The following is a 25,182-nucleotide window of genomic DNA, read 5'->3' as shown; positions in this document are numbered from 1 at the left end:
TGTATAGATCTAGATGAAACTCTCAGTTCAAGCTTTTGAACGGGGAGTTTTTTTGTGAAGATGATTCCAGTGTGCATGTATTTGGGTAATCTTGATCCATAGTACATCACTAAGAGATCTTAAGGGAGAGATTACATATGAGTCCAAACATAGCTAAGAAACAAAGATTTATTGGAAAAACAGCAATTATTACAGGAGCGGGCTCAGGAATTGGTCGGGCTACCGCTATTAAGCTGGCGAGGGAAGGTGCTAATGTAGCGCTTTTTGATTTGAATCTTGAACGTACCTCATCTTTGGCGGATAAGCTAAACAAGTTTCGCAAAGATTGTGCATTGGCCATAGAGGTAGACACTTCGGATGAAAAAGGGATGGAGGAAGCCGTGCGCAGGACAGTCGAACAATTCGGCGGCTTAGATGTAGTATTCGCTAACGCGGGAATCAATGGTGCGGTGGGACCTATAGAGGAACTGAGCCTGAGTGATTGGGAGCGCACGATGTCGGTGAACTTGACGGGGACCTTTTTGACATTAAAATATACGATCCCTCATCTGAAGGATAAAGGGAAAGGTAGCATTATCATCACTAGCTCCATCAATGGGAATACTAGATTTGCCAGCTTTGGGTGGTCTACATATAGTACTACCAAAGCTGGACAGGTAGCTTTTGCCAAAATGGCTGCACTTGAGCTAGCTAAGTTTAAAATTCGAGTGAATGTGATCTGCCCTGGGGCGATTGCTACCAATATAGATGAAACCACTGAAATGAACGAAGAAGTAGAAGCGATCGTCATTCCGATTGAATTTCCCGATGGTGCTCAGCCGCTGGCGGATGGGCCGGGTAAACCGGATAATGTTGCCGATCTAGTTTCTTTTTTGGCTTCCGATGAATCCATTCATATTACAGGTGCGCAAATTGTGATTGATGGAGCAGAATCCTTATTGTCCTAATTTAGAGATCGCTTCTCGGTATCGTTCATACCAAACGTTCCATTCAGCTTTTCGTGACTCCAGCGTCGTACCATCCAGAAGATGCTGGATCACGTCCAGACATACATGCCAGCCAGCTAAATCTCGGGGTGTGTGTGGCGTGAGCGTTCGGATCGTTTCATTCAAGACGAGAAGGCAGCCTTCTGAATTAGGATATAGCTCAAAGCGAACGGAATCTTCAGCCCACGTAAATTCAAGAACAGATTCATGTTGCAGGGCGGTAATCGTCATTTCCTCAAAGGTTCCGTCTTGCATATCAAACTTGATTAATCCACCTTCACACAGGTCTTCAACACGTAATTCAGTGAACCATAAAGCTAGCTTCTCATTCTCTGTCAGAAAGGACCATAATTCTGATGCGGGATGTTTTAGTTGACGTTCGAAACGAGCGACATAATGATCATCTGCTTTTTTGAGGTTAGCTATCATGTTATATTTCTCCTTTGGACTACTGCTGTAGTCCTTTTTTTATTGTTTAGGAAATTATACAATACAAAAAAAATGTGGATAACTCCGAAGAAAGAGGAAGGAGGGGTGAACGTGAAGAAGCAGGAGACATGAAATAAACGAGGAGTCATCCGTCAGATTCTAAAAACCGAGCGGACCTTATATCCTCCGAAATGCATGTTTTAGTCGAGCCTACGGACAAATGTATGCGAAAAACCGAATACAAATGTGCCGCCAATAACGTAAATGAGCCAAATGTATGCGAAAAATCGAATACAATGTGCCGACGGTAACATAAACGAGCCAAATGTATGCGAAAAATCGAATACAATGTGCCGCCGGTAACGTAAACGAGCCAAATGTATGCGAAAAACCGAATACAATGTGCCGCCGGTAACGTAAATGAGCCAGCGCTGTTATTCGCCCCAGATCACCGGGAAGGGGCTTGTTATTAGGGAATAAGTGCTCACTACGAAGGTGTATATGGATACGAGTATGGAATTACGGATGTACTCAGCTTGTAACTCTACCTCCAAGGACGACGTCAGGCGTTTTTCTTGTTGAGTTGAGGCTTATTAGAACGAGTATAACAATTGTTCGCATGAAAAAAAACTATTGTACGGTTTGGTTAGGCGTCTGTAATATGTTGCGGACAGGGAGCAGATAATGATGGTGTAGCAGAATGAATTGAATTTGCGGAATGGGGACTCTTGAGTCCTGAGCGATCTGCGGAGGCGAATATGAGGATGCGCAGACTTTTCGGACTGCATAGCTCTTATTTCCACAATTTCTATTAAAAATAGGGTGTATTTGCGTGAATAGGTACAACTGAGTCCGATAGTGTAGCAAAATAGCCTGAAATTGCGAAATAAGGGCTCCTTAGTCCGAACGATCTGCGATGACGAGGAAGATTCATAGAACGGAGAAGGATCGCCTTTTATAAGAATGCATTGCGGCAGTTTGATGTAAATCTACAGTTTTTTATGCTAAAATAGACGCAATTCTGCTTACCATACTTTTGCTTAGGCGGGATAGATCATAGTAGTGGTATTGGTGAAGGAGGCTGCGTATATGGGGATGATGTCCTGGCTGGTTGAGCAGCGGATTCAGGAATCTATGCGTAATGGGGAATTTGGAGATTTACCTGGGCATGGCAAGCCACTGGAGCTTGAGGATTTATCGGGCGTGCCAGAAGAATTGCGCATGTCTTTCAAAATTATGAAGAATTCCGGGCTGGTGCCCGAGGAAGTATCTTTGCGTGCAGAATGCGTTACCCTCGAAGGGCTGCTTGCTGCCTGCCACAATAGCGGAGGCACTGAAACTAGTGAAGGCAAGGCTATCCGGGCAAAATTGTCTTTGAAAAGGCTGCGTCTGCAAGAGCTTCTGCGTGAACGAGGCTTAGATAGTAATCCTGCTTTTATGCAATACAGTGTTCAAATACACGAACAGATAATTAGGGAAGAAGAATAACGCTTATTAGGGTCCTATTGTATGGACATGAGGATAAATAGTGTGATATAAAGGCAGCTCTTAGTCCATAAAGAGACGAAAGAGCTGCCTTTTTGCGTGCTTCGTTTCACAAGTGTCATTTTACTTGCTTGAAATATACCCATTCTGGATCACCATCGTCTAAATTCTCAATGATTCCGCTTCTTACAAATCCTAGAGAAAGACACACTTGCTGCATGATCGTATTGGATTCATTGGTGGAAGTAAACAGCTTAGGGGTTGGAGAGTGTTCTTCAATGTAACGAATAAGTGCACCGGCAATGCCAAGACGTCTGAAATTGGGATTCACAATTACGAGCTGAATAAAACAGCATTCGAAAAAAGTGGTATCGTAACAAGCAAAACCGACAGGCTCACTGTTAATCGATGCTACAACACATTGCTCATTTAGAATATATTGTTCAATTTTAGGTTTGCGAATTTCGCTGCCAATGACCATGCTATCGATCTTGCTGAGTATAGATAAATCTGAAATAGTGGCTTTAGTTACGAGCATTTTAGAAAGTCTCCTTTTTATAATATAAGAAAGTTATACTTGAAATGGTAAGTACAGATTGTCTTGATCTTTGAAGTTTTTTCGCACATGATGAATAAGGTTTAGACCACATCAAAGGAAATCATAACATATTATTACAAACGATGGAGAGATATAATGAAACAGCTTCCAATTATACAGGTGCTTCCAGACCTGAAACACATACTTCGCTCAACACGGGCAGCTGTTCTGATCGCAGAACCCGGTGCGGGCAAAACAACTGGAACGCCTCCGGCATTTCTGGACGAGCCATGGATGGCTGGTAAAAGCATTCTTATGCTTGAGCCTAGAAGACTTGCCGCTAGATCAGCTGCAACTTACATGGCGTCCAATCTTGGAGAAAGTGTTGGACAGACGGTAGGTTATCGGATGCGGAACGACACTAAGGTAGGCAAGAATACACGAATTGTTGTAGTGACTGAAGGTGTCTTAACGAGGATGCTTCAGAGTGATCCATCGCTAGGGGATGTGGGTCTGATTATTTTTGATGAGTTCCATGAGCGTAGTCTACATGCGGATCTGGGACTAGCTCTGGCGCTGGAAGCGCAGGCTGTGCTGCGTGATGATCTTCGGATTCTGATTATGTCAGCAACATTGGATAGTGAACGGGTCTCGGTTATGCTGGGCGATGCGCCAGTGATTGATTGTCCGGGACGAACCTATCCGGTGGAAACTATCTATAACCCAACTAAAGGAAATCTTCCTATTGAAAAATTGGCCACAGCCGCAGTGAGACATGCGCTTGCTGAACAGCCGGGAGATGTACTTGTATTCTTGCCGGGTGAACGGGAGATTCGCAGAACCCAAAATGAGTTGGAACATGGAAAACTGCCTGACGGAATAGTGCTTCGTCCTTTATACGGACAATTACCTCAGGCTATGCAGGATGCTGCAGTGGCTCCATCCATAAACGGCGAACGTAAAGTCGTACTAGCGACCTCCATTGCGGAGACAAGCTTGACGATCGAAGGTGTGCGAACGGTAATTGATACAGGGCTGCGTCGTACGCAGATTTTCTCTCCGCGTACGGGAATGCCAAGTCTTACGACGGTTCCGGTTTCGAAAGCCTCTGCCGATCAGCGGCGAGGACGGGCCGGGCGGACAGCTCCGGGCGTATGCTACAGGCTGTGGAGTCAGGAGGAGCATAATCGCCTTCCGGATGACAATGTGCCGGAGATTATGGAGACGGATCTTGCGCAGCTCGCTTTGGAGCTGGCGCTGTGGGGCGTGCGCGATCCTGCCGCGCTAGCTTGGCTTGACGCGCCGCCCGCTGTGCTCTATGCGCAGGGCACCGCGCTTCTGCGCCAGCTCGGCGCGCTGGACGCTGGCGGCGCCATTACGCCGCACGGCCGCAGCATGGCCGTGCTTGGCGCGCACCCGCGAGCCGCGCATATGCTGCTGCGCGCGGCAGAGCTTAACGCAGCACCGCTCGCCTGCCGGCTGGCGGCGCTGCTGCAAGAGCGGGACCTGTTCAAGGGTCCCGCGGCACTAGATTGCGACCTCACGCTCCGCGTAGAGGCGCTGCTCCGGTTCGAACGCTCCGCCGACACGGGCGGAGCGGACTCTGCGGCTCTGCGCGCGGTGGTGCGCGAGAGCCGCAATTTCCTGGCGCAGCTGCAAGCAGCGCCGGGCGGGACCGTGAACGACATCAGCCTCTGCGGGCTGCTTCTGTCGTTCGCCTATCCCGACCGTATCGGGCAGAAACGCGGTGATGGCGCGTTTCTGCTCTCTGCCGGTCGTGGCGTGGCCATGCGGGAAGGGCAACCGCTGGCCCGATCCGCTTATATTGTGGCCGCGTCTGTTGACGATCGAGCCACACAAGGTGCAATCTTGCTGGCAGCTGAGCTAGAAGAAGGACAACTGCTTAAATATCATATAGATCACATCACAGAGGATTCTGACGTGCATTGGGATAAAGAAAGTGGAAGTGTGAAGAAACGCCGTCGAACGATGCTTGGCGCTCTTGTCTTAAAAGAAACGTCACATGAAAGACCCTCCGCGGAAGAAACAGCGAAAGTACTGCTAAGTGTAATCGCAGAGGGTGGGATTGATATCTTACCGTGGGAAAAGGGACCTCTGCAGCTTCGTGAGCGGCTAATGTTTATGCACGCCTTACGTTCAGATTGGCCGGATGTCTCTGATGAAGCATTAATTGAGACGCTTGATGAATGGCTTTTACCTTACATTCACGGTATGCGTAACTTGCGCGACCTTCAGCGAATCCCGTTATCCCGTGCGCTTGAGGGGTTGCTGGACTGGAATCAGCGACAGCTTCTTGAACAGGAAGCGCCGACACATATAACAGTTCCTAGTGGTTCGCGTGTGCCCGTGGACTATGCTAATCCAGCTGCTCCCGTACTGGCTGTGCGTTTGCAAGAGATGTTTGGACAGTTAGACACCCCTAGAATTGGAGGGGGGAAGGTACCAGTATTGCTTCATCTTTTATCACCGGCAAGAAGGCCGATGCAGGTGACTTCTGACCTTGCAAGCTTTTGGCGTGGTACTTATTTTGAGGTTAAAAAGGATCTAAAAGGACGTTATCCGAAGCACTATTGGCCAGACGACCCCTTGCAAGCTATTCCGACCAATCGAGCACGTCCCAAGAAATAATAGGGTCCTTCGTGCACTTGAAATTTTAATTAGATGTTTTGTCTTCAGCTTACAGGGTAATTAACTAGCGAAGACAATTACTAAGGAGGGCTTCAAGTGACTAAAAAAATCGTAGGTATCTTTGATACAGAACAAGAAGCAACCAGAGCAATTGAAGGACTTCACAATCAAGGGTTCAGTAATGATGAAATATCAGTAATCACACGTGATCGTGATGAGCTAAGACATATTTCGGATGATACAGGCACAAAAGCTCCCGAGGGTGTTGCAACAGGTGCAGCTACAGGCGGCGTATTGGGTGGTGTTACCGGACTGCTAGCAGGTATCGGAGCGCTCGCAATTCCGGGGATTGGTCCTATTCTGGCAGCGGGACCTATTGTGGCAACGTTAACAGGTGTAGCCGTGGGTGCAGGTGCAGGTGGCTTAGTTGGCGGCTTGATCGGTCTTGGCATTCCTGAGGATGAGGCAAAAGAGTACGAAGGATACGTTGAAAGTGGCAAGATCCTTGTGCTTGTTGAGGATAATGGACGAGGGTATCAAGCGCATGATGTGTTCCGAGACAATCGCTCACTAAATGCTCAGCGTTACGAAGGCGTCTATAACGAAGACACTCGACTAGGTAATTCGATGGCTAACAGAGCAGACCGAACGGCTGAAGTCTACAACCGCGATAAAATCTAAAATGTTAATCGACCTACTTTTACTATAAACAATCCATCAAAGACTGCACCTCACAGCGATAAGCTGTGAGGTGCAGTCTTTATTATGCATGTGGTATGATATGGATAATAATCCAAATTATAATTGGGATTTTGAGAAGTAACTAGCAATCTTTATACTTAGAGGCTGTTCTTAAGGAGGGCTTAGATGAAGATATTTGTAGCCGGTGCAGCGGGCGTGATTGGACGGCTATTGCTACCCAAGTTATTAGAAACGGGGCATGAGGTTGTCGGAATGACCCATAAGGAAGAAAATAGAGCATTTATTGAGATGTGTGGAGCGCAGGTGGTAGTCGCGGATGTCTTCGATCGAGAGGCCGTATTTGCGTCCATTCACAAAGCACAGCCAGAAGTGGTTATTCATCAGCTAACTTCACTAAGTCAGCGGAATTTCTCAGATAATTCGAGGATAAGAATAGAAGGAACACGAAATATTGTGGATGCTTCCCTTGGAGCAGGCGTGGAACAAATCATTGCACAAAGTATTTCTTGGGCTTATGAAGCTGGAGAGGAGCCAGCTACGGAGGAAACTCCTTTAGATCTGAAGGCTTTAGAGCCTCGGATAAGAACGATTGAAGGTATATGCTCATTAGAGAAAGCAGTTGCCGAGATCCCCAATCATGTGATCTTGCGGTATGGAATGTTGTACGGCCAAGGAACTTGGTATGACACTAATGGCTATATGACAGAGGAAATTCGTCAAGGACGAGTGACAGCGACAGATGCAGTTGTATCATTCCTACATGTGGAGGATGCAGCTAACGCGGCGGTGCTTGCTCTGAACTGGCCTTCAGGTCCTGTGAACATCGTAGACGACGAGCCTGCTAATGGATTGGATTGGTTATCAACTTATTCAGATACCATAGGTGCTCCTGCTCCTAATGTTCAAGAAGGCAGAGCAGGATGGGAACGCGGAGCCTCCAATACGAAAGCTCGAATGGATTACGAATGGAGTCCACAGTACCCGTCATGGAGGTCAGGATTTGCTCGGAGCTTGAATGTCCAGAGTGAATGAATTCAGCTACTGAAAGGAAGTGCAGTATGAGTTTACTTCTTGTGATTTTGTTCTTTATTGGTTTAATCATGATGATTAGCAATCAATATGCGATGATCAAGAAAATGGACGAAATGAATGAGTCACTAAGTGAAATTAATAATAAACTTGGCTAGCTAAAGTTGAAAAGGAGTGATGACGTGGGGGTAATAAAAAATTTCTCTCTAGTGGTCGTGAATTTAATCGCGGATCTATGGTTTGGAATCGTACGAAAACCTGAATTTTATGATAATCACACGGTTACTAGAACAAAGAGAGGGTATGTCCTATTTGTAACATTAGCAGGTATTATCGCTGTGGGAACCGCCATTTGGCTATGTTCTAGAATTTATTAAGGAGAAGACTGCCAATAGGCAGTTTTTTTATATTATAAGGTTTCTTCTTATATATTGGACTTCCAGATGCAATTACACTTGCTGTAGTTTAGTAAATAATCATTATAAGTGTTTATTACCAATCATTTACTTTAAGAAGTGATACTATAGAAAATAGAAGGTGAAGTAGCAGCGAGGAGGAATTGTACATGCAATTAATGGGATGGTCTGAGGATGAAATATCGTATGAGCTAAGTAATGATTATTCAATTCGTAAGGCTGATTCGAAAGAGTGGGGAGTGTATTGCTCCATTTATTATAATATTCAGTATATTGGCTTTTTTAGAGAAGATGGGTTCAATTCTGCCCAAAAGAATGCTTTTTGGATCTATAAAGGGGAGGCGAAAATAGGTGGAGTAAGGATGTCGCCTAATCGGATCTATCATTTATTTGTTATTCCACCTTTTAACGATACATTTGTGGTGCTTAAACTTCTAAAAAAGCTTTTGATATATTGGTCTGACCGAACGGAGCCTATAAAAACATTTGAGGTTCTACCGGATCAAGTTCATTTATTTGCGCGGGCAGGATTTTGGCCTGATGAGTTCAGATGTCGCTGGATGCAGCGTCCTACAGATCATTTCGAGGTGGAATGGAACGAAGAATTTAGAATTGAAAGTCCACAGATCGAAGATGATGGAATAGGAGCTAAACGCTTTATTCTGGAAGATCAGATCGCCGAATGTAGCTATGCAAGCTTTAATGGAAGTCTCGAGGCGACTAGAAGAAAAAAATTCTCTTATGAAGATTTTATTCCAAGTGAAGAACCGAATTATACGAATGAAGCATTACTTACCGCGTCAACGCTTGTGTATGATAGGAAATCGGGACAGTTAATTGCGAATTGTCTCTTGGGTTTACAAGACGATTACGCAGCGGTTTATAGTATTGGTGTAATGCCCAGTTATAGAGGCAAAGGGTTAGCGACACTGATGATGAAAAGAGGACTAAGTCTCCTTAAAGATAAGTATCCTCTCCTTAGATTATATGTCATGGAAGGTAATGACGCGGAGTCTGTTTATACAAATCTAGGATTTGTTCCTGGAGTACAAGAGATACAGAGCATGTATATTCCTGTAAAGGATTAGCGAACAAATCATAATGGTTACTTAGACACCTGCCTAGAACTTAAAATGTGTTTTCTTAATAGAATGTTGTGAAGTTCATGTTTATAGGGAGGTTCACAACAGATGGTAAAGAAAAAAGCTACTCTAAAGAAGAAAACATTATATTCTCAATATGCGCAGAGACATGTACATGAATTTGAAGGTAGTACGAAATTGGCTGAAGAAGGTGCAGATCGACATAACCATCGCTTTGCAGGTGTTACGGGGCAGGCGATTCGAGTAGGGAATAGCCATATTCATGAAATTGATCTTAGTAGAACTGATTTCTTGAACCACTTTCATAATCTGAAAAAGATAAGAACAGGCCCTGCTATTTCAGTCGGAAATGGCAAACACGTACATTTTGTATCTGGCCAAACTACATTAAATGATGGTCATGTCCATCGATTCAATTTCGCAACATTGATTCAAGCTCCACTTGTTTAATGAATAAATCTGGTATGAAATGAAGCTCTGAAGAAATGAAAGAGCAAATAAAAAAAAGGCTGCCGGATGGCAGCCTTCTTCATTCTATCTAGGCATGTGAGGTTATGGGAAACATGAAATGTTTAGGTAGTTCTTTTAAAAATGGACGTACAAATAACGTATCCTCACTCTGGGGAATTAATGCTGACTCTATGTGATCTATGGCATAATCTGGTGTGAAATAAAAATGTATAACCTCCGTTTCAGGAGAAATAATGCTATTCAATATCGCGTTAATATCTATACTTTTAGTACTGATAATATCAAAAATATGAAGCTGATGCTCCTCATGTCTAAAGACCACTACGACGTCAGCTTCTTCAATATAGTAAAAAGAATCATGGAAAGGAAGGATAAAATAAAACAGCAGCTGATGTTCATTGTTTACAACGCTGAGTATAGAGGACACCGGAACTTTTTCTTCAGCGAATTTTTTTATCATGGTGAAATCAACGGAGTTATTCATAGATAAGGGACGCACAGAGAAGATTTTAGACGTTTGATTTCTAAGATTAGAAGCGTTAATCGAAAAGCTGCTTTCTTGCATACGTTCAAATCCGAATTTAGGATAAAAGTCCAAAGCACTGTCGTTTGCAAATAAGTAAATGAAGTCATATTCATGTTCGTATTTCGCGATAATTTGATCTATTAATTTCCTGGATAATCCTTGCATGCGATAATCAGGATGTGTCATTACAGTGCCAATTTGAATGGCGTTATACTCTTTTTGATTTATGAGAATCGTCATTTTGTTTATGGACGCATTAGCGATCACATGGTCCCCATCGATATAGGAATAACAAATATACTTGTCACTCCAGCCTCCTTGTTCATACCATGGCGAGAAATCAATCCCGAAGATTGATTTAGCTAAGGCATTAAAGCTTTCTTTATATTTTTCGATATGCTTATAATCACTGACCAATTGGTAATCACTCATAAGTTTGCCTCTTTTCCAAAGTGTTTTTCATAGTCACGTTTAATGGTTATATCTTACTACATGGTTATAAAGTAATGTTTATTATAAAAAAACAATCCCAATATTATTTGGAGGCTAGAAAATGAGAGAGATAGATTATAGCAATTATTACTGGAAAGACGAGAAAATAAGATTACGATCAATACAAGAAGGGGATTGGGAAGGCTATTATACGAATCGTTTTGATACCCCAGCACGACGACTCTTACAATGTGCAGTTGAACTACCACCCACCATTGCCGAAGCTAAAAATTTTGCGGAGACTTACGCTGAATTCTCATCGAATAGACTAATGTTTACGATTGAAGATTTGCATGGTGAAAATGTCGGAGGCGTAAATCTAAATAGCATTGATGAGAAAAATGGTACGTTCAGCATTGGTGTGCAGGTGGATAAAGATCATCGAGGTAAAGGGTATGGAACGAGAGCTATAACCATCCTCTTAAAATATGCTTTTTTCGAGCGACGGCTAAATAAATTCAATGAATGTGCGCTTGAAGGTAATGAAGGTTCTATAGGGATGTTAAAGAAAGTCGGCTGTGTGCAAGAGGGCGTGCGGCGGAAAGTCATTTACACGAACGGACGATATTATGATTTGATATTGTTTGGATTGACGAAGGAAGAATTTATGGAGAAAAACAGAGATGAGCAATCATGAGCGCAATCGCTCGATTAAGGGATTTTCGAGTGGTATAGTCCGTTCTACAAAATCCTAAATCCGTAGAACTCCCATTATGTGGGAGTTTTTTTGTGGATTTTACTTACTATACAGAGACATAAAATGTAAGTTTATAGTCAATTATTTGATTTGTATTTTTAATTGTAGATATTTGGAAAGCGTTTTCGTATTGAACGATATCCGCTATTATAAGAGGGTAACTAAAAATATGAAAGTTCAGTGTAAAATAGCATCTAAGGAAAAGAGGGCTACGTATGAATATTTTAATTATTGAAGACGATCCCAGCATTCAAATGCTGCTAAAATTGAGCTTAGAGGTGGAAGGGTATCAGACGAAAGCTGTAGGAACGGTGACTAAGGCGTGGGATGAACTTGCAACATGGTCTGCCGATTTAATTCTGTTAGATCTTATGTTACCTGACCGTTCCGGGTTCGAGCTTCTTCAAATGCTTCAACAACAGTATAAGTCAGTCCCGGTAATCGTGCTCACCGCTAAGAATGAAATGAATGATAAAATCCTTGGCTTTCAGTTGGGAGCAGACGATTATCTAACGAAACCTTTTGAGACAAGGGAACTTATCGAGCGCATTAAGGCAGTTATGAGACGAATGAAGATGGTGGCGCCTCCTGAAGTGATCAAGATTGGACCTATTGAAATTGATAAGAATGGACGTACCTGTAAGATAGGGGAACAATGGCTTAAGACAACCAGTAAAGAGTTTGACTTTATGTGGCTCTTATGTGCTCATCCTAAGAAAGTTTTCACTCGCGAAGACTTGCTTGATCAGGTCTGGGGTTATGATTATTATGGGCATACAAGATCCGTGGACATGGTGGTAAACCGTCTTCGGGAGAAAATGAAACCCAACGAGCATCTGATCGCTACTATACATGGGACAGGCTATAAGCTGGAGGTATAGAAGATGGGGCTGCGAAATAAAATGTTTATTCAGCATGCCGTTACGATTGTTATGCTGCTCACAGCGATGTTTTTTATCGTTAATTATACGCTTAACCAAAGTATGATTAAACGGGATACTCAGACGTTAAGTCAGTATTTTGGCTTGCATCGTATTGAGGCATTGAAGATTGTCAGTGATCAGAAAATTAATATAGAACAATTATTTTCAGGTAAGTACGCCCCCTTTATTGCGTCGCATTTGGCGTCAAACAGCAATTTTCAAGTACAACTATTCGCACTAGATGAGACGATTGTTGGGAGCAGCAGCGATAAAGAAAACTTACTTAAACGTAACGATATTCAGAAAGCGCTTACTGGTAATGCTGCCACAGTCATAACTGCAGGTGAAGGTACACAATATCTAATCTACTCAGTTCCCTTCTGGTATGAAGGAGAAATTGTGGGTGGATTTCGATATTTATTGGACCTCCATGAGAATTTGCAGACATTAAACCAGATGCGCACTTGGTTCATCGCTGCAGCTGTAGGATGTTTAATTTTTTCGCTTATGGTCAGCTATTCATTCTCATCTTTGTTGGTGAGGCCTCTACATGCCTTGCAGCAGGCGCTTAAGCTTGTATCCATTGGCGATTTTAGCAGAAAGATACAGGCGAGTAGTCAGGATGAGGTAGGAGAATTAGCCAAGGATTTCAATCATATGTCGGATGCGCTGCAACATCATATCAAAATGTTAAAGTATGAACAGGGAAAGCAGAAAGCTTTCTACGACAACATAACTCATGAATTAAAAACACCATTAACTTCGATTATCGGGTTTTCGGATTTAATTGAAAGAATGAATAAGAAGGATGATATACAGGAATGTAATACCTATATCCGTAAAGAGAGTACTCGGTTGTTAAATATGGTTGAGGATTTGTTACAGACCTCACTGATTGGTGATGAGGCTTGGCGTATCAAGCTGGAGTGTACTGATTTAGGGGCTGTCATTAAGGATAGTCTACGTATCTTAGAGCCGACCCTTCAAAAATCCGCGATTGTTACCACGCTAAAGATCTCATCTTGTGAAGTGAATTTAGATCCCAAGAGAACTCAGCAAGTTCTATTTAACGTGATTGATAACGCTATTAAGCATAGTGAATGTACAAATCTCTATATCGAGTTAACGGAGCATGGGGACTGTGGGCTGGTTCGTATCATAGATAACGGGAGAGGGATATCACAACAATTGCAAAGTATATTATTTCTACCCTCGGCAGAGAAACAGGATCGTATTATTTCAAACGAATCACATGGGTTAGGATTACCTCTATGTAAACAGTTTATGGAACTTCAAGGAGGGAGTATCGTCATTACTAGCTCGGAGAAGAAGGGGACAGAGATTCAGCTGAGATTCCCCTTAACATAACAAATGTAAGCGCTGTTACAAAACTGATACAAATTTAAAATTTTTCTGATATATGAGGAGGTTAAAGTAAGTGCCAGAGGATAAGAAAGGGCTTTCATGGTTTCGCCTCATCTTGTTACAAGTCATCATAGGCAGTCTGCTAATCGGCATGTGCGCTTACACTTTTCGAATACCTCTTGATGAAGTGCATGTTGTACCTCGACAGGAGGATCAACTTGACCGCATTGCTGGCGTTCCGATGCGCGTGGATATTACGTATCCAGGCCTAGGGACGATATCCATTGAGGATCCGAAGGAATTGCTGAAATTGAGATCTACTTTTTCTGGGTTGTTATCATCAGGAATGCAGCGTCCACAACAGTTGGTTCCGAGACTTCTGTTGACGGGAACGATGGCCTATCTGGATCAAGAAGATATTCCTTTTCAAGTGGAAACGAATGCGTTTCACTTCGGTGCGGAGTCAGTTAATTCGCTTAATGTAAGTGCTACTATCCGCAAGCTGCAAAGTACACTCATCGATAAGATGTTAACAACGTCGAGTATTGGATCTGCTGTGGAAAACAAGATTAATGATGTGTTCACACTACAGCAGGGAGTACTTACAGCTCTCACTCAGGTTGAGAGGAAGGCGTTGATATCGCAGATTCGTGCAGCAGAGCGTATTATCGATTTCAGCCATTTTGATGACTTACAACGTACACCCGATGCTCACTTTGTCATTCAGCTCACGAATGATTATCGAGTGAAAAAGCACTGGATCCATGTGGATCGCTATAACGGTGCTTACTTCGTGGTCTATGACCTTCTGGATGAGACCAATCAAAGAGTCTATTTCAAACTAAATAATGCCTCATACTGATCTTGAAGGGATGGTTTAGTCTATGGCGAGAAAGAAAAAAAACAGTAAGTCAGTCATTTTATTGTCAGTCATAGTAGTTGTGTTGGTAGCGGGGTTCTTCATGTATAAATCAGGAGTATTTGGCGGTAAAGAAATCAAAAAAATTACCGTATATTCCATTTTTCAAGAGGAAGAGGCTCGTAAAATTCTGGATAAATTCAAAGCTGAAACCGGAATTGACTATGACATCCTACGTTTACCAAGTGGAGAAGCAGTATCCCGTGTACAGAATGAAATGTCGAATCCACAAGCCGACTTTCTGATGGGAGGGCCAGCAGATTCGCACCAAGTACTGAAAGAGGCAGGTTCATTGGAAGCTTACGCTTCTCCGAATGCTTCTGACATCGCTGACAATATGAAAGACAAAGATGGCTTCTGGACAGGGTTTTATCTAAATCCAATCGCTATAGGTATTAATGAAGAACGTTGGAAAGAGAAATATGGTAGTGATCCATACCCTGAAACTTTTAAGGATTTGCTCGATCCTAAATTCAAAGGTGAAATCGGTATGTCCGATCCAGCAACATCGGGTACAGCATATACAGCAGTAGCTTCTTTAGCCCAAGTATGGGGTGATGATGAGATGTTGAACTATATCAAACAGTTGCTGCCTAACCTTAAGGAAAGACCTAAGTCTGGCATTGAGCCAATTCAGAAAGCTGCTAAAGGGGAGTATACAATTGGTGTGACTTTCCTAGGCGATCAATTGAAGATTAAATACCAAGGCAACCCAATTGTTAGTGTTGTTCCAGAAGCAGCAGGTTATGAAGTTGGAGCCTTATCGATTGTTAAGGGTGGACCTAATACAGAGGCTGCGAAGAAGCTTATGGATTATATGCTTACCAATGAACCGGGTGAGTTGTATACGCAATCTGCATACGCAGTATCCGTTAAAGCATCAGTACCGATTCCTAAAGGTGGCATTGATATTAAAACAACGAAATACAACGATGCTTATGATTTGTTAAAAGCAGCATCGCAGCGTAAAGAGTTGCAAAATGCATTAAAAGATTTGAAATAAAAGAGCCAATAGGGGTATTGCAGGGCTGTACCATATATGATGACTGTAATGCCCCTCAAATTGGATGGCAGAAAGGTGGGAGTCGCCCCCTATGAAAGAAAAAAAAGGCATTGGGGAGTCGATCAACAGGCTCTTTAAAGATCCGTCGTCACTCGTACTTGTACTGACTAGCTTTGCATTTCTCATTCTATTTGTTATTTATCCGCTGGTAGTCGTTGTGTTTACATCTGGATTTGATAATTGGGCAACGTTTTTTAGTAAACCCCGTTATGGAAAAGCTCTATTAAATACGGTAGTTAGCTCATCATTATCCGCTTTTACAGCAACAGTGTTTGGATTTATATACGCGTATGCGATTCACTATAGTAACATCAGAGGAAAGAAGTTCTTTCGATTTATAGCCTTTATTCCATTATTAGCTCCTTCGGTTATGAGTGGTTTAGCATTCCTATTGCTTTTTGGACGTGGGGGAATGATCTCACAATGGTTAAATACCAACTTTAATTTTGAGCTTGATTTGTATGGATTACCGGGGCTGTGGATTGTTCAGACGATATCCTATTTTCCACTTGCCTACATGACTATAACAGGTGTGCTCCGCGCTATATCACCGAATCTGGAGATAGCAGCACAGAATCTTGGAGCTAGAGGATTCAAATTATTCAGGACGATTACGCTGAAACTTGCACTTCCAGGTGTTATTAACGCATTCTTGCTGGTAGCGATTAACTGCTTCGCTGACTTCGGAAATCCAAAGCTAATTGGTGGTAACTATTCACTTTTAGCAGTTGAAATTTACGGAGAAATCATTAATAACGAGGCTGGACTAGCTTCGGTCATGGGGATTATCTTAGTAATTCCTGCACTGATTGTATTCTGGGTTCAGAATAAGATTTTATCTAAAGGCTCCTACTCAACGATAACTGGTAAGCCGGTATCTGGTTTGAAACGGATCACTACATCTAAGAAGACAGATGCATTACTTTTCTCTTTTAACAGTTTAATCTCATTGTTCATTATTTCGATGTTTGCGATCACCATTCTTTTCGCCTTTACGAAAAACTTTGGTCGAGATAATACGTTCACACTGGATCATATTATGAAAGTTGTCTTTAGTTCATCTAGTCCAGCCGTTTTGAACAGCTTAGTGTTATCACTAATTAGTGCGTTACTGGCGGTGGCTCTTGCATTAGTGCTCGCCTATATAGTAGTTCGCAAACCTTTTCCGGGTAAAAAATTACTAGATTTCAGCGCGGTTCTTCCAATTGCGCTTCCAGGAACATTCGTTGGTCTTGCACTGATTGTTGCGTTTAGTAAAGGTCCGATTGTTTTGCAGGGATCTGCAGCATTGATTGTCATTGCGATGTTACTTAAACAGATGCCTGTAGGTTATCGGGGCTTGACTGCGTCTTTTAAACAAGTGGATAAATCGATCGAAGAAGCAGCCACCAATCTGGGTGCGAGTAGCCGTAAGACGCTAACAACGATTGTATTTCCAATGTTGCAAAAAACCGTCGTAGCGAACTTTGTCTATGCGTTTATGAAAAATATGAATACTTTGAGTACGATAATCTTCCTAATTACCCCTAAATGGGTTGTTGCAGCAGTATCGATCTTTAACTATGCCGAAACGGGAACCTATTATTGGGCAGCCGCTGTGGCAGTGGGTTTGATGGGTGCAACGCTTGGAACACTGGGAGTGATCAAGTTGATCTTCCGTTCCAAAGTGAAAATATTTGATTTCTAATGATTTTGAAGGGAGTGGGCACGATGGAATCCAACATACTACTAGATTTGAAAAACGTGAATAAAGTGTTCGGCAATAACCATGTCTTGAAAAATATCAACTTAAAGATTGAACGGGGGAAGTTCATCACCTTCCTTGGTCCGAGTGGTTGTGGGAAGACGACTTTATTACGTTCCATCGCGGGTTTCTATACCATCGATGATGGTGAGGTGTGGATTGACGGGAATTTGGTTAATGAATTACCTCCATATAAAAGGGGCACTCCAATGGTGTTCCAGGAATATGCCTTGTTCCCGCATATGACGGTATTTGATAATATTGCTTATGGACTAGATATTAAGAAAAGACCTGAAGCAGAAGTACAGGAACGGGTAATGGCTGTTATGGCCCAGGTCAAATTATCCGGACTTGAAGAGCGATATCCCCATGAAATGTCTGGTGGACAACAGCAACGTGTAGCTATGGCTCGTGCTTTAGTGATGAATTCGCCGATTATTCTCCTGGATGAGCCACTAAGTAATCTAGATGCTAAATTACGTGAAGAGGTACGCGTTGAACTGCGAACAATTCAACAGGAACTTGGACTAACCGTAATATATGTAACGCATGATCAATTGGAAGCTTTGTCGATGTCAGATCAGATCGTTGTTTTTAATAAAGGAGCTATTGATCAGTACGGTACGCCGCATGAAATATATTATAAACCTCGTACACAATATGTAGCTGATTTTATTGGTTCTACCAATTTTATTGAGGCAGTAGTCATGCAAAGTAAAGAGGGTACGGCAACAGTTAGCTACGGCTTTGGAGGGGATAATGTTACTATTACTACAGATGAAAAGCTGACAGAGGGTGAGGAAGTTCTTCTGAGTGTTCGCCCCGAATCATTGCGACTAAATCATCCGGACATTAGCGGATTTAACATCATGGGAGTAGTCCAATCCTCGATGTTTCTAGGAGAAAAGGAAAGATATTTCCTTGCAGATCAATGGGGCAAAGAATGGATTGTCGATGCTTATGATATTGGTCAAAAGACTTTCGATGGTCAAGTTCGGATGAGTGCGGCAATAGACAAAATTCATATTATTAAAAAGGTTAGTCCGTAAACTGAAGTAGATGTTCCAAAAAAGGAAAACAGTCGTTTTCCTTTTTTGGCGTATCGTTTTTTTATAGAACGGCGGCTATAGGCTAGTTTAGCGGGAGGAGACGTTCTAATTGAGAACAAAGGTAATTATCCTGTCATTGGTTGCGGTAACAATACTTCTTCTAATATATTTCTATCCTGGCCAGAAAAGCAATCAGCCTCTCAAAGTATATGTAATTTTTCAAGAGGATGAAGCGCGTATTCTGTTGGAGAAATATAAGAAGAAGACGGGACAGTCTTATGAGCTTATTCGCATGTCTGGCGGTGAGGCAAGCTACCATTTGATGTCGATCAATAAGACAGGCATTGATGTTGTTCTCGGTGGGCCTGCTGATCTTCATGAGCAGCTCAAGAACAAAGGGAAATTAATTCGCTATTCATCACATGTTGCTGATGAGATCCCCGACATCTATAAAGATAAAATGGGCTATTGGACAGGTATATACATGGGTGCATTGGCTATTGGTGTAAATGAGCAGGTCTGGAATCAAGATCCTCAGCTTGTAGCTTTACCTCTTCCGGAACGCTACGAAGACTTATTACGTCCCGAGCTCAAGGGGAAAATTGAAATTCCGGACCCAGAAACCTCAGGTACAGGATACACATTGCTAGCCTCTCTTGCACAAGAACGTGGGGAGGAGCAAGCTCTAGCATTGGTGAGTGCTCTTAAGAAGCAGAGTTCATCAACTACATTCTCAGGAATTAGTTCTGCCCAGCGGCTTGCAGTAGGTGAAGTTGCTGCTGTTATCAGCTTTATGGGCGACCAGCTTCGATTTAAGAATTCGGGATATGCTATACAATCTTCTATTCCTCCACAAGCTGGATGGGAGATAGGTGCAGTGTCGATCTTGAAAGGTGGGAACAACGTGACTGCTGCTAAGCAGCTGGTAGATTTTGTACTGTCAACAGATGCTCAGACAGATTATATGAATTCCGCATTTTCCTTACCTGTGATGCCGAATATTAAGATCCATCCGCTATTGTCTTCTGTTAAGCTGGAAAAATTAATGATTACGTATCGATTCGATATCGCTGCTGCGAACCGAGAGGAATTACTCGCTAAATGGCATGAGGCCAATAAACGCTAAGGGATTGTTCACTCATTATTCAACGGCCATCGAGAACTTTATGGTTAAGTTCTCAATGACCGTTATTTATTACTCAAAAAAACCAACTTTCATCATATGAAAAATTCACAATAGAAAATCACAAAATAAACAACTCTATCTAGTTACTTTCAATAAATTCATCATCTATCCCTATTAAATTTCTATACAAATCGGAAAAAGTGAAACCACTACCACATTTCAGGTTGTGAAAGTTGGAAAATAGTGCTTATACTAGAGTTATAGAAGGTAAGATTAACCAAAAAAAACACAACATGAGGAGGGTTTATATGGCGTTTATGATTGCTCAACGGGCTTTTATCAAGGTGTATCTTATAACAATGGTAGAACAACATCGCGGGTATGGATACCAAATGCTTGAGGATTTACGTCGAGATTTCAAGGCACATGGATATTCCCCTCCACAGAGCGAAATTTATCGCGCGCTGCATGAGCTGGTACAGCAAGGAATTTTATATCGTACTAAACAGCTAAAAGGGAATGATCCGAAGGTGGATTTTCAAGAAATCGTCTTATACCATTTCACAACTGATGGAGAAGAGAAAGCGAAGCTATATAAGAAGCAGGTGAAGACGGATCTTGATCGCTGCTTAGGTATTTTGAACAAGGCGGTTGCGGATAACTTCTAGAACTGGAACTATAGTTATATTTTCAGGATGCTCTCACCCTGTTATAATGGTTACTGCCGGATAATTGCAGTATATACTTGGAGGTTACAAATGATGGATGAACATATGAAACGTCGATTGGACAAACAACGTAAGCTATTCAGCCAACTTGGCATCACTCTAGATGCTCTAACCATACATGAAAAAGAATTCAGTATGAAGCTTCGTGGTTACGATGCGGAGGAAGTGGATACATTTTTAGATAGCGTAATCAAGGATTATGAGCGTTTTTATGCGACAATTGCTGATCTGATGGATAAATGGCAAGAACAGCAGCTGGAGATGCGAGAATTAAAATCAGAAACCAAAGCCACAGAGGTTATTCAGGTCCCAGTACTTAGAGGCATCGACCCAAAGGAATTAGAAGAGGTCATTTTAAAACTAGAGACCAATGTCCGTCAGCTTAAAGAAAAGCTTCCCCAAATTGAAAGCTATTTATAACTCGTGGATTTTTGAGTTTCAGGAGCTGCGCTTGACATTTATAAATTTACCATTGACGAGTTAGCAGTTCATGATTTATGATATGTTCATAAATGATCATTTATATTTTAGTGGCGTGTTACCGTTAAGGGCATGAGCCAAGGATTGTCTTCATCTCGATGAGACATTTCTTGGCTTTTTTTGTTCCTAATTGACGATAATATGGGAAAGGAGTGATGAGCTTGTCGCGGGAGATCGAGCAATTTCAAGTACAGCGTGTGATTGGGAACAACGTTGTAATGGTTCAGGGAAGCAAGAACGGCAAGGAATATGTCATTATCGGTAAAGGCATTGGTTTTGCTGTGAAAGGTTCAGGTGTGATTGAAGGAAACGATCCTCGTATTGAGAAATTGTTTCGTCTAGAAGACCGCGAATCCTGGAGTCAGTATCAAATATTGCTGGAAGACATAGATCCCAAAGTGATGAGAATAACTGATGAAATAATTGCTGATATCCAAAGTCAATTTCCTGACAAATTAAACGACAAGATTTATTTGGCACTCCCGAGCCACATTCAGTTCACCATTTACCGTCTGCGCAACGGGATGGATATTATTAATCCTTTTTTACAAGAAACTAAGATGTCTTTTCCGAAGGAATTTGATATCGCTTACAAGGCATCAGAGAAGATCAATGCTGAATTTCAGGTGCAAATTCCCGAAGACGAGGTTGGATTTCTAACTTATCATGTGTACTCCGCAGTTAACAATGTATCGGTGGGTCAGTTAGTAAAAGCATCTAATATCGTGAGTGAACTTCTAGACATGATTCAGCAAGAACGGAATATAACTTTTGAGCATGGCAGTATGAATCATATTCGATTAATGATCCACTTGCGGTTTTCGCTGGAACGTATTTTGAAAGGATCACTAATAGATAATCCTTTTGTGAAACATATTAAGAAGGAATACAAAGAGGAATACAAGTTATCTCAAAAGCTCGGTAAAGTGATGCAAAAATCTCTTGGTGTAGATATCCCGGAAGAAGAGCTGTGTTTCCTAGCGATGCACTTACACCGATTATTTCAGACTTTAGTGAAACAAAACTAACATCTTTAGAGGAGTGGAGCATATGTTTTCCAAATGGAAATCAAAAAAAGAAGAGAAACATACTGGACATACAATCGAAATCATGGCACCAATCAGTGGAGAAGCAGTTTCATTAACAGAGGTTCCGGATGAAACCTTTGCTGGTGGTCATATGGGTAGCGGAGTTGCAATCAGACCTTCTGAGGGGATCCTAAAGGCTCCTTTTGATGGCACGGTTGCTCATATCGTGAAATCGAGTCATGCAGTTATTCTGGAACATTCCTCCGGTGTGCAATTGCTGTTACATATCGGAATCGATACTGTCAGTCTTAAGGGCAACGGATTTGTTAGTCATATTGCCTCTGGAGATCAAGTGAAGGCAGGTCAAACCTTAATCGAATTTGATCTGGACGTTATTCGCGCAGCAGGCTGTGACACAATTTCACCTGTAATCGTGACTAGTACGGAGGAAACACCACCTCAAGTGAACGGACATTATGGTCAGGTTACAGCAGGACAGGATCTGATTCTTACAGTGGCTTCAAAGTAATAAGCTGATACAGCATTACTACTATTGAATCGAAAGGATGATATTTTATGTTGGGTTTTCTACAGAAATTAGGTAAGTCGCTTATGCTTCCGGTAGCAACTTTGCCTGCGGCAGCTATTCTTCAAGGATTAGGTCTGATTAACTACGAAAAAGATATACCTCTGGGGGCAACGATAGGTGGATTCCTGAACCATTATTTTGTTCCATTTCTAAATGCCGGTTCGGGTGCTATCTTCGGAAATCTTGCTCTAATCTTCGCAGTAGGGGTTGCCATTGGATTTGCCAAGGACGCCGTAGCAGCCTTGTCAGCAGTAATTGCATACTTAGTACTAGACAAGATTCTGATTGCCGTACCCCTTCAGTTCTCTTTTATTGATGATGCTGTAAAGTTGAATATGGGTGTGCTTGGGGGTATATTTGCCGGTGCCTGGGCAGCATTTCTATATAAGAAATATCACAATATAAAGATGCCAGATTGGCTTGGGTTCTTCGCGGGTAAACGTTTTGTTCCAATCATTACCGCAGCTTCCACGATGGTCCTTGCAGTATTAATTGGGATGGTCTGGAGCCCTGTACAAGATGTAATTAGTGATTTCGGAAACTGGGTAGTGTCACTTGGCGCAGTTGGAGCGTTCATTTTCGGTACAGCTAACCGTTTGTTGATTCCGACAGGTCTTCACCACGTACTTAATTCGATTGCTTGGTTCCAAATTGGTGATTTTACGAATGCAGCGGGTGAATTGGTTAACGGTGACTTAAATCGCTTCTTCGCTGGAGACAAAACAGCTGGGATGTTTATGACTGGATTCTTCCCAATCATGATGTTTGCGCTTCCAGGTGCAGCGCTTGCATTTATTCATACAGCTAAACCAGAAAAACGTAAAATGGTAGCTTCCATCTTCATCGGTTCTGCTATTGCTTCCTTCTTAACAGGAATCACAGAACCACTTGAGTTCTCCTTTATGTTCTTGGCACCAGCCTTGTACGCAGTTCATGCTTTACTTACAGGATTCTCGATGGCGTTAATGTACATTCTGGATGTTAAGCTTGGTTTTGGTTTCTCCGCTGGTTTGATCGATTATCTGATAAACATGAAGCTATCCACCAATGCATGGATTCTTATCCCTGTAGGTCTGTGTTTCTTCGTTCTGTACTATGTGTTGTTCCGCTTTATCATCACGAAGTTCAAGCTTAAGACCCCTGGTCGCGAAGATGATGATGATGCGCTTGTAGCACCAACTGGAGGTAACGGAACAGGTTCAGCTGTTTCTTCCAAGGCTGCTCAAATTCTTGAGCACATCGGCGGACCTTCAAACATCGAAAATATCGATGCTTGTATTACACGCCTACGTCTGATCGTTAAAGACGAAAAAGCCGTTAAAGATTCCGCACTGAAACAACTCGGTGCTTCCGGTGTAATGAGACTTGGTCAAGGTGCTGTACAAATCGTATTTGGTCCGAAATCGGAGCAATACAAAGAGGAAATCGAGAAGTTACTATAACTTAACGTACTCCGTTTAAATTTATTAGCAAGGGCTAGTCCGCATACTAGCCCTTGTTTTTTTGTATACTTACAGGTATAAAGTGTTGCAATATACACAATACCTAGTATAATACTTGGTATAACCATGCAAAGGAGTCGGTACATATGTCAGTCGACGATTATCTGGACCTTTTAAATTATGCCAAAGCAATTAACGATGGACAGTGGCAGGCTGACATCATAGAGAGCTTAAAGAATCTTAACACAGTATCGGAAGAACCTCAGGTTCAAGAAGAAAGTGTGATAGAATTATGGTCACGGTTTGATTCCGTTAACATATTGATCATGAAGTTGTTTGAGAAGCTGCGTAAGAATGAAGAATCAGATGAAGTGTTACATTGGAAAGAACAGCTGCTGGAGCTTAAGCTGGAGCGGAGTATTTTGTCCAAGAAGATTCTTAACCGATATATTCGAATTCGATAATTGGGATCAAAATAGATAGGTAAGACCAATAATGAAGACAGTTACCTTATTAATTAGGGGCTGTCTTTTTGTATGTTTTATAATGGATTATGATAATTATGAAGAATTCTGATACAAAAATGTACTGACAGTCGTCTTACTTATAGCTGCAGCTGATAAGGAGGATTTAAACGATGGAAATTCCGGAATCTAAAATTTTTAAAACAATATTTTATGAACATTACCCTGTTGTCCGCCGTAAGCTTGCCGCTTTGGTACGTGATGAATCGGCGGCTGATGATTTAGCTCAAGAAGTTTTTCTGAGATTGTACCGTAATCCACCAGATGATCCAGCAGCGCTGGGTGCCTGGCTTCATAGAGTCCTAACTCGTATTGGATATGATTATTTGGACAAAAAAGCAAGGGAACGGCGACTGCAGAATAAACAAGAGCAGCTTTATGATGCTAATGAATCTCCCCCTTCAGGTGAAGAAGTCATAATTAGTAAGCTAGATCAGGAAGATGTACACATCTGGCTGAATGAATTGCCTGAAAGAGACAGACAAGCGCTTCTTCTTCGCTATTCGGGGTACAGTTATGTGGAAATCGCGGGAGAGCTTGGAGTAAGGCCTCCAGTAGTAGGGACCCTGCTTCACCGAGCGACAGAGAAACTAAGACAAAATGCAACGAAGGCGATACCCCAGACGAAGTAGACTTCTTTTGAGGAGAAGTTACGAAGTAATCTTTAAAATCAGGAGGT

26 protein-coding genes are annotated in these 25,182 nt (G+C 42.2%); 23 read left to right on the top strand and 3 right to left on the bottom strand.

All coding sequences use genetic code 11. The annotated features are described in order from the left end of the window. Nucleotides 1-137 precede the first annotated feature (137 nt). Nucleotides 138-947 carry an SDR family oxidoreductase gene (locus MKX35_RS21230; RefSeq protein WP_042187718.1) on the top strand — a complete coding sequence of 270 codons (810 nt, stop codon included), beginning with the start codon at nucleotides 138-140 and terminating at the stop codon, nucleotides 945-947. On the opposite strand, the gene MKX35_RS21225 is transcribed toward MKX35_RS21230, so the two are convergent. Next, a complete protein-coding gene (locus tag MKX35_RS21225) occupies nucleotides 936-1,415 on the bottom strand; it encodes an SRPBCC family protein (RefSeq protein WP_076298880.1) in 480 nt (159 codons plus the stop codon). The two genes, MKX35_RS21230 and MKX35_RS21225, sit on opposite strands and share 12 nt — an antisense overlap. A 1,089-nt stretch (nucleotides 1,416-2,504) precedes the next feature. Between MKX35_RS21225 and MKX35_RS21220 the strand changes: the two genes are divergently transcribed. After that, nucleotides 2,505-2,903 (top strand): DnaJ family domain-containing protein, encoded by a 399-nt coding sequence (locus MKX35_RS21220; RefSeq protein WP_076298881.1) that lies wholly within the window; start codon nucleotides 2,505-2,507, stop codon nucleotides 2,901-2,903. 115 nt (nucleotides 2,904-3,018) lie between these two features. On the opposite strand, the gene MKX35_RS21215 is transcribed toward MKX35_RS21220, so the two are convergent. Then, the gene (locus MKX35_RS21215) at nucleotides 3,019-3,438 is read right to left on the bottom strand and encodes a GNAT family N-acetyltransferase (protein ID WP_076298882.1); all 420 of its coding nucleotides are present in this window, start codon (nucleotides 3,436-3,438) and stop codon (nucleotides 3,019-3,021) included. A 156-nt stretch (nucleotides 3,439-3,594) separates the two neighbouring features. Here MKX35_RS21215 and hrpB point away from each other — a divergent pair, with 156 nt between their 5' ends. The 6 genes from hrpB to MKX35_RS21185 all read left to right on the top strand — a co-directional run bounded on the left by hrpB (nucleotide 3,595) and on the right by MKX35_RS21185 (nucleotide 9,787). After that, complete coding sequence (gene hrpB, locus MKX35_RS21210; protein WP_076298883.1) at nucleotides 3,595-6,087, top strand: ATP-dependent helicase HrpB; 2,493 nt, start codon at nucleotides 3,595-3,597, stop codon at nucleotides 6,085-6,087. Between the two features lie 96 nt (nucleotides 6,088-6,183). Further along, entirely contained in the window at nucleotides 6,184-6,768 is a 585-nt protein-coding gene (locus MKX35_RS21205) for a general stress protein (protein ID WP_042187728.1), read from the top strand. 186 nt (nucleotides 6,769-6,954) lie between these two features. Continuing rightward, a complete protein-coding gene (locus MKX35_RS21200; protein ID WP_076298884.1) occupies nucleotides 6,955-7,821 on the top strand; it encodes an NAD-dependent epimerase/dehydratase family protein in 867 nt (288 codons plus the stop codon). A 26-nt stretch (nucleotides 7,822-7,847) separates the two neighbouring features. Next, the gene (locus MKX35_RS21195) at nucleotides 7,848-7,976 is read left to right on the top strand and encodes a hypothetical protein (RefSeq protein WP_256716254.1); all 129 of its coding nucleotides are present in this window, start codon (nucleotides 7,848-7,850) and stop codon (nucleotides 7,974-7,976) included. Nucleotides 7,977-8,383: 407 nt separating this feature from the next. After that, nucleotides 8,384-9,322 (top strand): GNAT family N-acetyltransferase, encoded by a 939-nt coding sequence (locus tag MKX35_RS21190; RefSeq protein ID WP_076298885.1) that lies wholly within the window; start codon nucleotides 8,384-8,386, stop codon nucleotides 9,320-9,322. Nucleotides 9,323-9,424: 102 nt separating this feature from the next. Continuing rightward, on the top strand, nucleotides 9,425-9,787 hold the full coding sequence (locus MKX35_RS21185) for a YmaF family protein (RefSeq protein WP_076298886.1): 363 nt from the start codon (nucleotides 9,425-9,427) through the stop codon (nucleotides 9,785-9,787). An 88-nt stretch (nucleotides 9,788-9,875) separates the two neighbouring features. Here the strand turns inward: MKX35_RS21185 and MKX35_RS21180 are convergent, their stop codons facing one another. Further along, nucleotides 9,876-10,766, bottom strand: coding sequence for a GNAT family N-acetyltransferase (locus tag MKX35_RS21180; RefSeq protein WP_076298887.1), 891 nt, complete (start codon nucleotides 10,764-10,766; stop codon nucleotides 9,876-9,878). Nucleotides 10,767-10,887: 121 nt separating this feature from the next. On the opposite strand from MKX35_RS21180, the gene MKX35_RS21175 reads away from it, so the two are divergent. The 15 genes from MKX35_RS21175 (at nucleotide 10,888) to MKX35_RS21105 (ending at nucleotide 25,135) form a co-directional block, all read left to right on the top strand. Then, nucleotides 10,888-11,463 carry a GNAT family N-acetyltransferase gene (locus tag MKX35_RS21175; RefSeq protein WP_076298888.1) on the top strand — a complete coding sequence of 192 codons (576 nt, stop codon included), beginning with the start codon at nucleotides 10,888-10,890 and terminating at the stop codon, nucleotides 11,461-11,463. A 275-nt stretch (nucleotides 11,464-11,738) separates the two neighbouring features. Further along, nucleotides 11,739-12,404: a response regulator transcription factor gene (locus tag MKX35_RS21170; protein ID WP_076298889.1), complete on the top strand. Its 666-nt coding sequence runs from the start codon at nucleotides 11,739-11,741 to the stop codon at nucleotides 12,402-12,404. 3 nt (nucleotides 12,405-12,407) lie between these two features. Then, a complete protein-coding gene (locus MKX35_RS21165) occupies nucleotides 12,408-13,814 on the top strand; it encodes a sensor histidine kinase (protein WP_076298890.1) in 1,407 nt (468 codons plus the stop codon). Nucleotides 13,815-13,884: 70 nt separating this feature from the next. Further along, a complete protein-coding gene (locus MKX35_RS21160) occupies nucleotides 13,885-14,673 on the top strand; it encodes a DUF3919 family protein (protein ID WP_042187743.1) in 789 nt (262 codons plus the stop codon). A gap of 22 nt (nucleotides 14,674-14,695) precedes the next feature. Next, complete coding sequence (locus tag MKX35_RS21155; protein ID WP_076286421.1) at nucleotides 14,696-15,733, top strand: ABC transporter substrate-binding protein; 1,038 nt, start codon at nucleotides 14,696-14,698, stop codon at nucleotides 15,731-15,733. 91 nt (nucleotides 15,734-15,824) lie between these two features. Next, nucleotides 15,825-17,480: an ABC transporter permease gene (locus MKX35_RS21150; protein WP_076298891.1), complete on the top strand. Its 1,656-nt coding sequence runs from the start codon at nucleotides 15,825-15,827 to the stop codon at nucleotides 17,478-17,480. Nucleotides 17,481-17,503: 23 nt separating this feature from the next. Beyond that, nucleotides 17,504-18,586 carry an ABC transporter ATP-binding protein gene (locus MKX35_RS21145; protein WP_042187748.1) on the top strand — a complete coding sequence of 361 codons (1,083 nt, stop codon included), beginning with the start codon at nucleotides 17,504-17,506 and terminating at the stop codon, nucleotides 18,584-18,586. A 109-nt stretch (nucleotides 18,587-18,695) separates the two neighbouring features. Beyond that, entirely contained in the window at nucleotides 18,696-19,712 is a 1,017-nt protein-coding gene (locus MKX35_RS21140) for an extracellular solute-binding protein (RefSeq protein WP_042187750.1), read from the top strand. A 308-nt stretch (nucleotides 19,713-20,020) separates the two neighbouring features. Then, complete coding sequence (locus tag MKX35_RS21135) at nucleotides 20,021-20,380, top strand: helix-turn-helix transcriptional regulator (RefSeq protein WP_042187753.1); 360 nt, start codon at nucleotides 20,021-20,023, stop codon at nucleotides 20,378-20,380. 93 nt (nucleotides 20,381-20,473) lie between these two features. Next, a complete protein-coding gene (locus MKX35_RS21130; RefSeq protein WP_042187755.1) occupies nucleotides 20,474-20,860 on the top strand; it encodes a DivIVA domain-containing protein in 387 nt (128 codons plus the stop codon). A gap of 215 nt (nucleotides 20,861-21,075) precedes the next feature. Continuing rightward, complete coding sequence (locus MKX35_RS21125) at nucleotides 21,076-21,948, top strand: PRD domain-containing protein (protein WP_042187757.1); 873 nt, start codon at nucleotides 21,076-21,078, stop codon at nucleotides 21,946-21,948. A 22-nt stretch (nucleotides 21,949-21,970) separates the two neighbouring features. Continuing rightward, a complete protein-coding gene (locus MKX35_RS21120; protein ID WP_042187759.1) occupies nucleotides 21,971-22,477 on the top strand; it encodes a PTS sugar transporter subunit IIA in 507 nt (168 codons plus the stop codon). 47 nt (nucleotides 22,478-22,524) lie between these two features. Beyond that, entirely contained in the window at nucleotides 22,525-23,979 is a 1,455-nt protein-coding gene (nagE, locus tag MKX35_RS21115; RefSeq protein WP_042187760.1) for an N-acetylglucosamine-specific PTS transporter subunit IIBC, read from the top strand. A 146-nt stretch (nucleotides 23,980-24,125) separates the two neighbouring features. Then, nucleotides 24,126-24,443 carry a hypothetical protein gene (locus MKX35_RS21110; RefSeq protein WP_042187762.1) on the top strand — a complete coding sequence of 106 codons (318 nt, stop codon included), beginning with the start codon at nucleotides 24,126-24,128 and terminating at the stop codon, nucleotides 24,441-24,443. Between the two features lie 173 nt (nucleotides 24,444-24,616). Beyond that, the gene (locus MKX35_RS21105; RefSeq protein ID WP_076298892.1) at nucleotides 24,617-25,135 is read left to right on the top strand and encodes a sigma-70 family RNA polymerase sigma factor; all 519 of its coding nucleotides are present in this window, start codon (nucleotides 24,617-24,619) and stop codon (nucleotides 25,133-25,135) included. The last annotated feature ends 47 nt before the right edge of the window (nucleotides 25,136-25,182 follow it).

The sequence above is a fragment of the Paenibacillus sp. FSL R5-0923 genome (assembly GCF_038009145.1).
In the GTDB taxonomy this organism is placed as follows: domain Bacteria; phylum Bacillota; class Bacilli; order Paenibacillales; family Paenibacillaceae; genus Paenibacillus_AQ.
This window is presented reverse-complemented; position numbering and strand designations above follow the sequence as displayed.

Bases quoted from the DNA above. Each gene is read 5' to 3' on its own strand.
- MKX35_RS21230 (WP_042187718.1), top strand. From the start codon at position 138: ATGAGTCCAAACATAGCTAAGAAACAAAGATTTATTGGAAAAACAGCA.
- MKX35_RS21225 (WP_076298880.1), bottom strand. From the start codon at position 1,415: ATGATAGCTAACCTCAAAAAAGCAGATGATCATTATGTCGCTCGTTTC.
- MKX35_RS21220 (WP_076298881.1), top strand. From the start codon at position 2,505: ATGGGGATGATGTCCTGGCTGGTTGAGCAGCGGATTCAGGAATCTATG.
- MKX35_RS21215 (WP_076298882.1), bottom strand. From the start codon at position 3,438: ATGCTCGTAACTAAAGCCACTATTTCAGATTTATCTATACTCAGCAAG.
- hrpB (WP_076298883.1), top strand. From the start codon at position 3,595: ATGAAACAGCTTCCAATTATACAGGTGCTTCCAGACCTGAAACACATA.
- MKX35_RS21200 (WP_076298884.1), top strand. From the start codon at position 6,955: ATGAAGATATTTGTAGCCGGTGCAGCGGGCGTGATTGGACGGCTATTG.
- MKX35_RS21195 (WP_256716254.1), top strand. From the start codon at position 7,848: ATGAGTTTACTTCTTGTGATTTTGTTCTTTATTGGTTTAATCATGATG.
- MKX35_RS21190 (WP_076298885.1), top strand. From the start codon at position 8,384: ATGCAATTAATGGGATGGTCTGAGGATGAAATATCGTATGAGCTAAGT.
- MKX35_RS21185 (WP_076298886.1), top strand. From the start codon at position 9,425: ATGGTAAAGAAAAAAGCTACTCTAAAGAAGAAAACATTATATTCTCAA.
- MKX35_RS21180 (WP_076298887.1), bottom strand. From the start codon at position 10,766: ATGAGTGATTACCAATTGGTCAGTGATTATAAGCATATCGAAAAATAT.
- MKX35_RS21175 (WP_076298888.1), top strand. From the start codon at position 10,888: ATGAGAGAGATAGATTATAGCAATTATTACTGGAAAGACGAGAAAATA.
- MKX35_RS21170 (WP_076298889.1), top strand. From the start codon at position 11,739: ATGAATATTTTAATTATTGAAGACGATCCCAGCATTCAAATGCTGCTA.
- MKX35_RS21165 (WP_076298890.1), top strand. From the start codon at position 12,408: ATGGGGCTGCGAAATAAAATGTTTATTCAGCATGCCGTTACGATTGTT.
- MKX35_RS21155 (WP_076286421.1), top strand. From the start codon at position 14,696: ATGGCGAGAAAGAAAAAAAACAGTAAGTCAGTCATTTTATTGTCAGTC.
- MKX35_RS21150 (WP_076298891.1), top strand. From the start codon at position 15,825: ATGAAAGAAAAAAAAGGCATTGGGGAGTCGATCAACAGGCTCTTTAAA.
- MKX35_RS21145 (WP_042187748.1), top strand. From the start codon at position 17,504: ATGGAATCCAACATACTACTAGATTTGAAAAACGTGAATAAAGTGTTC.
- MKX35_RS21135 (WP_042187753.1), top strand. From the start codon at position 20,021: ATGGCGTTTATGATTGCTCAACGGGCTTTTATCAAGGTGTATCTTATA.
- MKX35_RS21130 (WP_042187755.1), top strand. From the start codon at position 20,474: ATGGATGAACATATGAAACGTCGATTGGACAAACAACGTAAGCTATTC.
- MKX35_RS21125 (WP_042187757.1), top strand. From the start codon at position 21,076: ATGAGCTTGTCGCGGGAGATCGAGCAATTTCAAGTACAGCGTGTGATT.
- MKX35_RS21120 (WP_042187759.1), top strand. From the start codon at position 21,971: ATGTTTTCCAAATGGAAATCAAAAAAAGAAGAGAAACATACTGGACAT.
- nagE (WP_042187760.1), top strand. From the start codon at position 22,525: ATGTTGGGTTTTCTACAGAAATTAGGTAAGTCGCTTATGCTTCCGGTA.
- MKX35_RS21110 (WP_042187762.1), top strand. From the start codon at position 24,126: ATGTCAGTCGACGATTATCTGGACCTTTTAAATTATGCCAAAGCAATT.
- MKX35_RS21105 (WP_076298892.1), top strand. From the start codon at position 24,617: ATGGAAATTCCGGAATCTAAAATTTTTAAAACAATATTTTATGAACAT.